The organism is Balneolales bacterium ANBcel1, from assembly GCA_029688905.1.
Classification (GTDB): Bacteria; Bacteroidota; Rhodothermia; order Balneolales; family Natronogracilivirgulaceae; genus SLLW01.
Map to the genome: position 1 here is coordinate 276,939 of JARULB010000003.1, position 12,238 is coordinate 289,176.

A 12,238-nucleotide genomic window follows, 5' to 3' on the forward strand; every position below is an offset into this window, starting at 1 on the left:
ATGTACCAGAATCACCGACAAAAACTCCTGAATCTGTTCCGCGAGCAATCCGGCCATTTGATTTATCTCAAAGGCGGATCGGTTGCCGGGCGCTATCACACCGACTTTGAGTATCCGTTCCGGCAGGAGTCCAACTTCCTCTACCTCACCGGTATTGATGAACCCGACATGGCCGCTTTTTTTGAATGCGGCAGCGGTGAATACACACTGGTGATCCCTCGCCGATCCTCTCAATTTGCCGTATGGATGGGATACATTCTCACACCCGAGGAGTACCGGGAGCGATACGGTCCCGACCACATCATCTACAATGACGAGGTCCACGACTGGCTGAAGAAACGGGCCCCTCAGCAGATTCATATTCTGCCCGACAGCGGTGACGAGATCGCAAAAGCCGGATATCAGACCGAATCAGGCGAACTGCAGGACGCCCTGGCCTACTGCCGGGTCATCAAAACTGATGGTGAGATGGATTGTCTGAAAAAAGCTGCTTCCGCTGCCAATCAGGCACATCTGGAAGTGATGAAGGCGGTCGGACCGGGTGTTCGGGAATATGAAATGAAGGCCCTTTTCGATTACCACACCCACCGGCACGGTATGGTTCATGCACCATACTCCGGTATTTTTGCGAGCGGACCCGGTTCCGCCATCCTGCATTATACCGGTTACCGCAGAACAGTTGAAGCCAATGAGCTTTTTCTGGTGGATGCCGGTGCGGAGTATGCCGGTTACGCCGCCGATGTCACACGCACCATGCCGGCGGGAGCGTCGTTCACCCCGCTTCAGGCCGACCTCTACGATATCGTCCTGGATGCCCAAAACACAGCGCTGAACCTCATCCGGCCGGGTAACAAAATGGAGGATCTCCACCTTGCCGCCGCGCGCTGCATCGCTTCCGGACTCCGCGACTGCGGACTGCTCCGTGGGTCTGTCGACGACCTCATGGAAACCAACATCTTCGCCCTTTTCTTCCCCCACGGGCTGGGCCATTTTCTTGGCCTTGATACCCACGATGTAGGCGGGTACCCGAAAGGCACCGAAAAAATCGACCGGCCCGGACTCCGTTTCCTGAGAGCCCGCCGAACTTTTGAAAGCGGCATGGTGCTCACCATAGAACCGGGCCTGTACTTCATTCCCGCACTGCTGGAACCCGCTTTTGAAGACGGCAAAACATCGTCCTTCCTCAACAGGGAGAAGCTGGCCGGGTTGCTGGATTTCGGTGGCATACGCATTGAAGACAACGTCATTGTTCGGGACGACGGGATGGAGAATCTTACCACGGCTCCCAAAACCAGGCATGAGATCGAGCATGTGAAACAAGGTGACTGATTAGCCTGTCTGTCCCTGCAACGTCCGTGAATCGTTCTCACAGAATCATGGATAGGGAGTGCCCAATTTGTTAAATTACGAACTTGCCACTCGGCCTGATCCCTCACCTTTTTTCATCCGTGATGTCCAACAACTACAGAGCTCTTACCCGCGCATACCGGCCTCAGTCATTCGAAGACATCGTTTCCCAGGAGCATGTCAGCAATACTCTGAAGAACGCGATCGCCAACAGCAGGTTAAGCCACGCCTACCTGTTTTGCGGTCCGCGCGGTGTCGGCAAAACCACGATGGCGCGTGTCCTAGCTCGAACGATCAACGAAGTGGACGCCGATGTTGACGGAGAGGAGCTGAACAACACGTTGAATATCATCGAGATTGATGCGGCTTCCAACAACAGTGTGGAGGATATCCGCAGCCTGCGGGAGCGGGTTCGCATTCCACCGCAAAGCGGCCGTTACAAGGTTTACATCATCGACGAGATTCACATGCTCAGCAAGTCGGCCTTCAATGCGCTTCTGAAGACACTGGAGGAGCCGCCCGCCCATGTGATATTTATTTTCGCCACAACCGAGCCGCATCGTATTCTGCCCACGATCCTGTCGCGCTGCCAGCGATTCGACTTCCGCCGTATTACGGTGGATGAAATTGTCGGCCAGCTTGAAAAGATTGCGGACAGGGAAAATATCGAGATTGACAGGGAGTCGCTGCATGTGATTGCCAAGAAGGCGGATGGTGCTTTGCGGGATGCACTGGGCATTCTGGATCAGGCGATCGCCTTTTGCGGCACCCGAATTGCCTATGACGAATTGCACCGGGCATTGAATATCGTCAGCTCGGAGCGGATGTTTGAACTGACCGACGCCCTTATCCGCAGGGACGCCAGTGCCGGTATGGCACTTCTTCATCATCTGCTGCACATCGGCAACGACATCCAGGAATTCCTCGGCGCGCTTACCGAACATTTCCGGAACCTCTACCTGGCAAAAGACTCGCAGAATTTTTATCTCATCGAATCGACCGAGGAGACCAGGCAACGCTATCAGGAGATGGCGGCGGGCTTCTCCGAGGATGACCTGATGCGCATGATGCACATTTTGCACGATGCCCAGTTTTCCATCCGCAATGCGCAGCAGCCCAGGATTCACCTGGAAATCACGCTGCTCAAACTGTTTCATATGACCCGCAGCGACGGCCTGGCGCAACTGCTTCAGAAACTGGAGATGCTTGAGCAGGGGCTGGGGACCGAGGACCCATCCGGCGGCCCGAAAGAAACCGCTGGCAGTCAGCCGGGGAGCAATTCCCACGGCAGTGCCCGGAGCAGTGCTTCAAGCCCCGCGCCCGGTGGCGGATCCCCGGGGCGGAATCGGTCTTCCAGTGCTTCCGAACCCGGACAGCCTCCTCCACCATCCACAGAAAATAAACCAACGGCAGAAAGGCACCAGGCGAATTACGAGGCTTCGGGCAGTCAGCCGACAGGCAATTCCGGACAACCGGCCGGCGGCGGCAGACCGTCACCTGACAAAGAGTATGCACCGGCACATTACGGGTCTTCACCCGCCACGGTCTCCGACACTTCTGATGTGTTTGGCCCCTCCATCAGGCCGGCTGAAAGCCACCTGACAGCGGTCTCCCTTCCGGCAAAACAGTCTCCGGTCGGTGAGGATCATCCCGTAAGGGGAAACCTGGCCCTGTCGCCAAAACCCAGGCCCAGGGCGATGCCATCCGACAGTCCCGGATCCGGCACAAAGTCCGGGGAAACACAAGCAAAGGAGCCATCAGATTTGTCGGAAATCGAGCAGATCTGGCCGCAATACCTTGAAAAAGTTCAGCTTACTGCCGGAAACATGGTCTCTTTCACGCTGCAGAAAGCCCGGCCCGTTTCGCTGGAAAGCGGTGTGATCACCCTCGAGTGCCACGACAGCTTTACCTCCGACATCATCCGGGACAAACAACGCAGGCTTTGTGATACTCTGAGAGAACATTTCGGCTTTTCCGTGCGTTTTACATCACGGCTCGTGGAAGCGAAACAACGAACCGATACCATCCATGACCCGTACGAGCATTTTTCCAAACTCCAGAAAAAGGACCCGAAACTGAAGAAAATTGTGGATTTGTTCGGCGCGGAACTTGAGTATTGAAACGTGATGGCTTCTTGTTTCGGCTTCGGACACACTGCCGGCCTGGCCCGCAACGGAACCAGGCAGACTAACTGATTTTTAAAAATGGAGGACCCCTATGAATATGGCCGACATGTTTGGCAAACTGAACGAGTTTCAGAAAAAAATGGAAGAGACCAGAGAACAGCTTCATCTCATTGAAGTAGAGGCGGAAGCCGGTGGCGGGATGGTGCGGGTGAAGGCCAACGGCAATCGCCAGATCACTTCCATCACTCTTGACAGGGATGTCATTGATCCGAATGATACGGAGATGCTGGAAGACCTGGTCATAGCCGGGGTCAACCAGGCCCTCAAAAAAGCGGACGAAGCCGCCCAGGAAAAAATGGGTGAAATTACACGGGGCATGATGCCCGGTGGGCTTGACCTTGGGAGCCTGGGCTTCAAGTAAGGCGTAATATATTATCAGGCAAGGACCTAATGCAACTTATATCAGAAACGCTTGAACAGGCTGTCGAGCAGCTTGCCCGCTTGCCGGGGATGGGTAGAAAATCCGCCCAACGTATTGCCATGCATCTTCTCAAGCAGAACGACGAGCAGGTATACCGGCTTTCCCGCGCCATCTCCGAACTGAAAAAGAACATACAATACTGTTCCGTCTGTTTTAACATCACGGATCAGGATCCGTGTCCGATTTGCACCTCGGAAAAACGAAATACCGGTGTTGTATGTGTGGTCGAGGAGCCGAAAGACGTCTATGTGATCGAACGGACCAAGGAATTCGGCGGCCGTTATCATGTCTTGGGCGGAGTGATATCACCTCTGCAGAATATTGGTCCAAATGAATTGCGAATCAATGAACTGGTAGGGAGAATACGAGACGGTGAAGGGATTCAGGAGTTAATACTCGCTCTGAATCCGGATGCGGAAGGCGAGGCCACCGGCTATTACATCAATAAGTTGGCTCATCCCATGGGTGTGAATGTCACACGTATCGCGCACGGGATTCCGATGGGAACCGATCTGGAGTTTATTGACGACGCCACGCTGACGCGTGCTTTTGCGGGACGCCGCACTTTTTAAACTCCCGGTCTTTGACTGCCGGAGACACCGACCCCCGGACTGCCGGACTTATCGACTCCCCGACTCGCTGACTTACCGACTTGTCGACTCCCCGGCTTACCGAGAATAAAAAGGCGGACCCAGGAAAAGGGACCGCCTTTGATGCACGTCTTCTGTTTTAACCGGAGTTCATTCACAGCCATCGAGCCTTTTCCGACGGAGAGACCGGAGGTTACTGCCGGCGAGCGTCAGAACTGCTGAATGTCGAATCGGTGGAATCCGGCTTCACCAATCAGAAATAAAACTGGAACTGCATCATTACCACATGAGTCAGGTCGTCAAAGTCGACGGAATCGCTTTCCAATGTCCTGAGGCTGTAGGCCAGCATGATCCGGTTGTGAGTAAACCGGCCGCCCTGCAAGGCGCTCAGACTGTAGGAGCCTCCCAGGGTTGCAAATACCTGGGCTGTGGAGTCCATATCGCCACCGTCATTATACCAGTATTCGCCCATGGCATACAATTCGATGTGGGGCTTCACCAGAATACCGCCGAACAGTGACGCGCCGATGTAATTCTGTGCTCCAAAAGGCTCGACATCCTGGTAGCTGATCCCGATAATATCTGTTTTCAGACGGACGGGCTGGTCCCCGGGCTGCGGTCCCCAGTAGGCGTTTGCGGAATAAGAGAAGTAGTTACGTCCGACACCGCCGATAGCCGTGAGGTCGTTCTTGGAGGTGTTGGCGCTTGCAAACACTCCGAGCTCCAGGGCATCGCGTCCGGACGGCCAGTGGGTCGCCGAGCCGCTGAATGCAAAGCCATCGGTTTCAATACCGCCGTCCACCGGGTTGTGACTGATGCCCCTGCCGAAATTGAGGGCGTTATGGCCGTTGTGCAGAAACGCCCGCACTTCCCATTGGGGATTGCTCCAAAGTGCTTCCACTCCATAGTCGCGGCCATCTGCTCCGATCGTCATACGGGCCCACATATCTGAAATGGCGGGCCTGTCGATCGCGTCGATGGCGGCATGACCGGTCCTTGCATACGCCCGGGGCTGGGTGCCCACAAATCGTCCGGTGCGGAGGGTGAGGTTGTCATTCAAATAATACTCACCCCTCAGGTCCAGCCATCTTGCAGAGGCACCCGACCCTTCCATTTGCATGAACAGGCCGAGGCGATCCGAAATATCCACAAGCAGCCGCAGTCTCATGCGACGGACTCCGAACCCGACCCTGTCCACATCATCTGAAGTGTAGGTTACCCTCGGCTGCAGGGTTCCGCTGATTCTCAACGAAATATCATCACTCACCGTCCGTACAATGCCGTTGTCGCTCTCCTGTCCAAATGCCTTTCCGGGCATCATCATCAACAGTGCAAAACCAGACACAAGCAGTAAACATCTGACCGTACTCATAAGCTTCACGTTTTAATAGTTTACGATTCCCCTGCCAGCAAGGCAGGCTTCCCCTCATATTTCACAATAAATTAATGTGATACTACCACATATACTATTGATAAATCATAAAGTATATATGAACAGCGGCTGGAATCAGAAAAGGCGGGTCTGGGTCGTGTCTCTCTTTTCGGCCTGTTCTATCCGTGGGCGGGCATGCTGTCCGCGGTATATCGGGAGCATTTCCGGAGCAAACTTACGGTCAAACATCCTGCGGGCAAAACCCTGCAGCGCTTTTTGTCCGTTGTTTGTGATGGCCAGCATGCCGCTGTCATACTCCTGCAGAAAGCCGAACTGGCGAAGGTCATTGACGATCAGGAAGGAGAGCTGGGGAATAAAGCCGGTTTGTGACTCGATGTGACTCCGGTGGTTGTTGTCGTCCGGCGGATAGACCGCCATACCCAGAATATTGAATTCCACCTCGGTAAGAGGATAACCGGCGGAGTCTTTGGTCAGCAGCTTGTCCCAGGCACTCTGGCTGTAGTGCAAGCCGAACCAGAACTTGGCCTCTTTGACCAGTTTTCTGGACAGCGCACAGGCAAAATACTCTCCGGAGGATGCTTTTTGGGGTTCGCCACGCGAGCGGTACATGCCCACCAGAGATGCCAGGTCCAGCATCTGCAGATTGGGCGGATACATAAAAAAGTCATCTGACTTTTTTTGCATGGCTACCTCACTACCCGACTTTTTGTTTGATGAGATCCAGAACGGCTCCCATATCCATCGACTCGGGGTCTTTTCCTTTTGGGATACTGATGTTCTTTTTTCCGTATTTAATATACGGACCATAGCGTCCGGTCATAATCTGGATTTTTTCACCATGTTCGGGATGCTCCCCCATATCCTTGATGACCGAAGAGGTGGCTCTGCCCTTTTTCATCGATTTCTGCTTGAGCAGCTCCACGGCCCTGCCAAGTTCGACGTCAAGAACATTGTCGGTGGCCGTCAACGACTGAAATACCCCGTCGTGCACCACATAGGGACCAAACCGTCCAATTCCCGCCTTGACCTCCTTCCCGGTTTCCGGATGTTCGCCCAATGACCGGGGCAGGGACAGCAACCTGACCGCCGTATCAAAATCTACCTCTTCCGGTTTCATTCCTTTCAGCAGTGATACCCGCTTGGGTTTGGGGGCGGCCCCTTTTTTCTTTTTATCACCGCCCTCCGGAGTTTCACCAAGCTGGACATACGGCCCGAAACGACCGGAAAGCACAAAAATCTCTTCTCCGGTTTCCGGATGCTTTCCAAGAGATTCCGGCCCTTTTTTACTCTGTGAAACCAGCTCCTGCAACTTCTCAACCGTTATATCGCTGGGAGCGAGGCTTTCCGGTATAGAGCTCATCACCTCTTCCCCGTCCTCGCTTTTCTTCTGGACGTAGGGGCCGAAACGACCAAGGAACACCTTCATGCCATTCAGTCCATCCACCGGCAAATCAATATGACGAGCCTCCTGCGGATCTATCTTGGACTCCTGATTCTCGACCATCGTCTTCAACCCTTTCTCCCCTTCATAATAAGATTTCAAATATTGAAGCCGGTTCTCCTTGCCTGTGGCGATGTCATCGAGTCGCTGCTCCATTTCGGAGGTAAACTGCTCATCCACCAGATCGGAAAAATACTTCTCCAGCAGTTCGGTTACAGCAAATGCGGTAAACGTCGGCACTAGAGCATTTCCCTCTTTTCTCACATAATCCCGTTCCATAATGGTGCCAATAATGGTGGCATACGTACTGGGCCGCCCTACACCATCCTTCTCGAGCTGCTTCACCAGGCTGGCTTCCGTAAAACGGGCGGGGGGCTTGGTCTCATGCTCAAGCGGTTTCACCTCCCTGCAGACAACCTCCTGATCCTGCTGCAATTCCGGCAGTACGGACTCGCGGTCCTCCAATGTCACATCCGGATCATCACTCCCTTCAACATAGGCGCGAAAAAAACCGGGGAAGAGGATTTTCTTGCCACCGGCCTTGAATATTGCCTTTGACTGATCCGATTCGGCCAGAATTTGCACATTGGTGAATTCCATCCGGGCTTCGGCCATTTGCGTAGCCATGGTACGCTTCCAGATCAGGTCATACAGTTTTGCTTCCCGGCCGCTCAAAACCGTATCCGATGGTGTGCGAAATGAGCTTCCCGCCGGACGTATCGCCTCGTGGGCCTCCTGGGCTCCTTTTGACTTGCCGGCGTATTTACGAACGCCATCACTCAGATACTCCTTGCCGTACATGCGCTCAACAGCCGACCTGGCCGCTTCCACCGCCTGATTAGAAAGATTGGTCGAATCGGTACGCATGTAGGTGATGTACCCCTCCTCATACAGCTTTTGCGCTATGCGCATGGTATCGCGAGCGGAGTACCCAAACTTTCTGTTCGCTTCCTGCTGCAGGGTAGATGTGATAAACGGAGGAGCCGGCGATTTTTTTTGCGGACGTTTCTCAATGGACTGAACATGCCATCTGCCGGCAAGCAGCTCTTCCCGAAGTCCTTCGGCCTCCTCCTTGCCAAGCAGTGTCACTTTGCCGGGGTTTTTCAGTTTTCCCGTAGCTTCACTAAAATCCTTGCCCCCGGCCAGGCGCTTGTCATTCAGATGGGTCATTTCCGCTTCAAACTTCCGGGCGCCGGCCTCATCCGAAGTTTTCAAAACGGCCTTGAGGTCCCAGTAGCTCCCGCTGCGAAATCGCATCCGCTCCCGTTCCCGGTTCACCAGAAGCTGCACGGCGACCGACTGCACGCGTCCGGCCGACAAACCCGGACCAATTTTCTTCCACAGCAGGGGCGAAATGGTATATCCGGCCAAACGGTCGATAATTCTCCGGGCCTCCTGGGCATGAACCAGGTTCATGTTGATCTCCCGAAAGTCCTTCAGCGCCTGCTCGATGGCCTCCTGTGTTATTTCGTGGAAAACCATGCGCTTGACGGGAATTCGGGGGTTGAGCTCATCCATTATGTGCCATGATATTCCTTCACCTTCACGGTCTTCGTCCGTAGCCAGAATCAGCTCATCAGCCTCCTTGATCAGCTTCTTGAGCCGGGTGACGGTTTTCTTTTTCTGGGGTGAAATGACATACAACGGCTCATAGTCGTTGTCAACGTCAATCCCGAGTGTCGCCCACTTGTTTTTTTTCAGCTTTGCAGGTATCTCCCTGGCCGATGCCGGCAGATCGCGGATGTGGCCGTTGCAGGAATCCACGGTAATGGATTTCGGCAAAAACTTCTTGATGGTTTTTGCTTTGGTAGGTGACTCGACAATGATAAGCGATTTCATGCGCGATTATTTAAGAATTAGAAACAGCTTTCCAGAATACAGAAATCTGCAGACAAATAAATCAGCCAACTTCTCCATGATGGACTCGGAAGAGAGCCGCATCCCCGCATGCCGGCGCACCGCTTGTGGTCACCCGATAACAGCCTGCTCTGCTCAGGACTGAATTTCATCGATTGTCCGCAGCACTTCGGCGGCATGGTCTGCCGTATCGATCTTTTCGATCACGGCCTGAACGGTTCCGTCTGTATCTATAAAATACGCCGAGCGGGACGGACCTGTAAACGTCTTGCCATACATTTTCTTCTCGACAAGAGAATCGGTTGCCCGGGCAAACCGGTGCTCGGGATCGGAGGCAAGAAGATAGTTAATTCCCAGTTTTTCAGCGTAGTTTTTGTGGGATCGGCAGGTGTCTTTACTGATAGCAATCAACCGGTACCCCTTCTGGGCGATACTCGCTGCCTTTTCCGCAAGACTGCTGTTCTGCCGATCACAACCGCTGGTGTTGTTTTTCATGTAGACCGATACGACCACCGGCCTGTCCAGCAAATCGGAAAAAGCGACACTTTTCTGCTGCTCTCCATCCAGAATTTCAATGGTGAAAGAGGTATCCAGCTTCTCTCCTTTTTTAATCATCTCGTTTTATGGTTTGGCGTGACTGTTTCAAACGGTTACTCCGATCATATCCAATCATCTAAAACCATTGAATCGTTCCTGTCCGGCTTTTTCTACTCAGCGCTGCAATGTTTTCTTTGCGCATTCATAGATATCGAATATGCCCGCATCCGTCACAGAATAATACACGTACCGGCCCTCCTTCCGAAATGTTATTATCCCGTTTTTCCGTAACAACGACAGATGCTTGGACACATTGGCCTGACATGCTCCGGTTGCCTCTACCAGACCGTTTACAGACTGCTCCTTCGATCTGAGTGCAAACAAAAGCCGCAGCCTCATCGGCTCCGCCATCAACTTCAGACGGGCAGCTACATCCTCAAACATACTGCTGTCATCATTAAGACTTGAACTGCTCATAATCCTTACAATCTAAATTTCTGTTTCTCCAATGATCAATCAGCCGGCAACTCCGCTCCTGATTACAATAATTAAAAAATACTAACAAAACCAGCCTGACAAGAGCTGCGTTGCCGCCGGAACTACAGCAATGATTGTGCCGAATACTCATTATTTATCATTGCAACAGGTTTTCGTGTGCGGTTTCCCTCTCAGTTGTGTACTTTACATCCATTCCTTCCACCGATTTTTTCTACGGATCAGAACAACCGCCTATGTCCGATGCATCGACATATACCCTCAGCCCATCCGGCCAGAACCGGACTCAAACCGAGCAGGAGATCAGAAAAGCCTGTGACCTCATGGATCAAATCTACCAGGATGGGCACTATCCGAAAATGACAGTGTCTCGGTCATGGTCGAAACACAACCCTGTGATCGCCGGCGAGTTTGCAAAACCGCACGTTTACCGCTGGTACCTTCAGCGTGAACTCGCAAAGATGTTGAGCACCGGTGCCGAGATCACCATCTCTTCATCAAGAAAGGCCGTCTCCCTGAACGACCCCGCATTGCTGGATGCACTTGATGAAGATCACTGGGACTTCACCCAGAAGAAGCTGTTCCTGTTTCCCGCAGAACGGATCGACCTCTCGCTCGACCGCCTGGAGCACTATACCGGAACACCGGCAAGCGACTTCCAGCGGTACATCATGTTCACCAACTACGACATGCATGTGGAGGTATTCAAGTCACGCTTCCCGGACTGCACGAAACCTGGAAGAAAAGTCCAGATGCCGGCCTATCACCACAAGCTGGAAAGCAATCTGGGCCTGACGCTCATCAACATCGGGGTCGGCCCCTCCAACGCGAAAACCATCACCGATCACATTGCCGTACTGCGCCCGGATGCCATGATCATGGTCGGCCATTGCGGCGGACTCCGCAACCATCAGGAGATCGGCGACTTCGTACTCGCTTCCGGATATATGCGCGCCGACGGGGTGCTCGACAGTAGTATGCCGAAAAATGTCCCCATCACCCCCAATTACCTGTTGAACCACCATCTCCAGACCGTCCTTGACGATGAAAAAATGACCTACCGCACCGGTACGGTGTACACCATCGACAACCGGAACTGGGAGTTCATGAAACAGAGGGTCGTGAACGAAATACATGTCAGCCGGAGCATCGCCATCGACATGGAGTCGGCCACCGTGGCTACCAACGGGTTCCGCTACCGGATTCCCAATGCCACGCTGCTGTGCGTAAGTGATAAACCCCTGCACGGCAAACCCAAACTGGGGGAGTCGGCACAATCTTTCTACCAGAACTCGAAGGAGCGTCACCTCAATATCGTCATCAAAGCCATTGAGCTCTCCAAGGACTTTTTCCCCGGCGGAATGCCCAATGCCAGTATCCGTGCCCTGGATGAACCGCTTATGGGTGGGGGGGGATGACCTTCTGCCATGTTTTCCGAGCAGAACCGCCTCTCACCTGGCTGATACCCGTAAACCGACCTGTCGATGCCTTCCCAACCCGTCTGCCGTATCGTCTCCGCTGAAGATATCCTCCCGCTTCGGGCACGGGAACTCAGATCGGGCAAGCCTGCCGACTCGGCCGCATTTCCCGAAGACACCTTTCCGGACACCCTTCATTTCGCCGCTTATATCGATGGTACGATCGCCGGCTGCCTCACCCTGATCCCTCGAAACACACCGCACCCCGCCTGGCAACTGCGGGGGATGGCTACCGATAGCCCATTCCAGCGCATGGGCATAGGCTCCTCGCTGCTCACCTTTGCCGAAACACACCTGCGCTCGAAACAGAACCCGCTGCATATCTGGTGCAATGCCCGGGTCGCCGCCGTACCCTTTTACAAAAAGTCGGGCTATCGTGTTATATCACAGGGGTTTATCATCCAGGACATCGGACTCCATTACAAAATGGAGAAAATAATCCTGTAAGGATTGCCCTGCGGCCAACTCTAATGTACGACAACTCCGGGGAATC

The 12,238-nt window shown here is 53.6% G+C and carries 10 protein-coding genes; 6 read left to right on the plus strand and 4 right to left on the minus strand.

Annotated features, from left to right (window positions below; translation table 11 throughout):
* The 4 genes from QA596_05545 to recR all read left to right on the plus strand — a co-directional run bounded on the left by QA596_05545 (window position 1) and on the right by recR (window position 4,526).
* A complete protein-coding gene (locus QA596_05545; GenBank protein MDG5766922.1) occupies window positions 1-1,329 on the plus strand; it encodes an aminopeptidase P family protein in 1,329 nt (442 codons plus the stop codon).
* 122 nt (window positions 1,330-1,451) lie between these two features.
* Window positions 1,452-3,467 (plus strand): DNA polymerase III subunit gamma/tau, encoded by a 2,016-nt coding sequence (gene dnaX, locus QA596_05550; GenBank protein MDG5766923.1) that lies wholly within the window; start codon window positions 1,452-1,454, stop codon window positions 3,465-3,467.
* Window positions 3,468-3,564: 97 nt separating this feature from the next.
* Window positions 3,565-3,894 carry a YbaB/EbfC family nucleoid-associated protein gene (locus QA596_05555; GenBank protein MDG5766924.1) on the plus strand — a complete coding sequence of 110 codons (330 nt, stop codon included), beginning with the start codon at window positions 3,565-3,567 and terminating at the stop codon, window positions 3,892-3,894.
* Between the two features lie 29 nt (window positions 3,895-3,923).
* Window positions 3,924-4,526: a recombination mediator RecR gene (recR, locus tag QA596_05560; GenBank protein MDG5766925.1), complete on the plus strand. Its 603-nt coding sequence runs from the start codon at window positions 3,924-3,926 to the stop codon at window positions 4,524-4,526.
* Between the two features lie 271 nt (window positions 4,527-4,797).
* Here recR and QA596_05565 read toward each other — a convergent pair whose 3' ends face one another.
* From QA596_05565 to QA596_05580, 4 genes are all read right to left on the minus strand, one after another.
* Complete coding sequence (locus QA596_05565) at window positions 4,798-5,916, minus strand: hypothetical protein (GenBank protein ID MDG5766926.1); 1,119 nt, start codon at window positions 5,914-5,916, stop codon at window positions 4,798-4,800.
* 135 nt (window positions 5,917-6,051) lie between these two features.
* Window positions 6,052-6,621 carry a hypothetical protein gene (locus QA596_05570; GenBank protein ID MDG5766927.1) on the minus strand — a complete coding sequence of 190 codons (570 nt, stop codon included), beginning with the start codon at window positions 6,619-6,621 and terminating at the stop codon, window positions 6,052-6,054.
* Window positions 6,622-6,631: 10 nt separating this feature from the next.
* Window positions 6,632-9,217: a type I DNA topoisomerase gene (gene topA, locus QA596_05575; GenBank protein ID MDG5766928.1), complete on the minus strand. Its 2,586-nt coding sequence runs from the start codon at window positions 9,215-9,217 to the stop codon at window positions 6,632-6,634.
* A gap of 153 nt (window positions 9,218-9,370) precedes the next feature.
* Window positions 9,371-9,850, minus strand: coding sequence for a redoxin domain-containing protein (locus QA596_05580; protein MDG5766929.1), 480 nt, complete (start codon window positions 9,848-9,850; stop codon window positions 9,371-9,373).
* A 653-nt stretch (window positions 9,851-10,503) separates the two neighbouring features.
* On the opposite strand from QA596_05580, the gene QA596_05585 reads away from it, so the two are divergent.
* Both QA596_05585 and QA596_05590 read left to right on the plus strand, forming a co-directional pair.
* Complete coding sequence (locus tag QA596_05585) at window positions 10,504-11,685, plus strand: AMP nucleosidase (GenBank protein ID MDG5766930.1); 1,182 nt, start codon at window positions 10,504-10,506, stop codon at window positions 11,683-11,685.
* Window positions 11,686-11,751: 66 nt separating this feature from the next.
* On the plus strand, window positions 11,752-12,192 hold the full coding sequence (locus tag QA596_05590; protein MDG5766931.1) for a GNAT family N-acetyltransferase: 441 nt from the start codon (window positions 11,752-11,754) through the stop codon (window positions 12,190-12,192).
* Window positions 12,193-12,238: the final 46 nt, after the last annotated feature.

Excerpts from the sequence above, each read along its gene's own strand:
- QA596_05545 (MDG5766922.1), top strand. The coding sequence starts at position 1 with ATGTACCAGAATCACCGACAAAAACTCCTGAATCTGTTCCGCGAGCAA.
- dnaX (MDG5766923.1), top strand. The coding sequence starts at position 1,452 with ATGTCCAACAACTACAGAGCTCTTACCCGCGCATACCGGCCTCAGTCA.
- QA596_05555 (MDG5766924.1), top strand. The coding sequence starts at position 3,565 with ATGAATATGGCCGACATGTTTGGCAAACTGAACGAGTTTCAGAAAAAA.
- recR (MDG5766925.1), top strand. The coding sequence starts at position 3,924 with ATGCAACTTATATCAGAAACGCTTGAACAGGCTGTCGAGCAGCTTGCC.
- QA596_05565 (MDG5766926.1), bottom strand. The coding sequence starts at position 5,916 with ATGAGTACGGTCAGATGTTTACTGCTTGTGTCTGGTTTTGCACTGTTG.
- QA596_05570 (MDG5766927.1), bottom strand. The coding sequence starts at position 6,621 with ATGCAAAAAAAGTCAGATGACTTTTTTATGTATCCGCCCAATCTGCAG.
- topA (MDG5766928.1), bottom strand. The coding sequence starts at position 9,217 with ATGAAATCGCTTATCATTGTCGAGTCACCTACCAAAGCAAAAACCATC.
- QA596_05580 (MDG5766929.1), bottom strand. The coding sequence starts at position 9,850 with ATGATTAAAAAAGGAGAGAAGCTGGATACCTCTTTCACCATTGAAATT.
- QA596_05585 (MDG5766930.1), top strand. The coding sequence starts at position 10,504 with ATGTCCGATGCATCGACATATACCCTCAGCCCATCCGGCCAGAACCGG.
- QA596_05590 (MDG5766931.1), top strand. The coding sequence starts at position 11,752 with ATGCCTTCCCAACCCGTCTGCCGTATCGTCTCCGCTGAAGATATCCTC.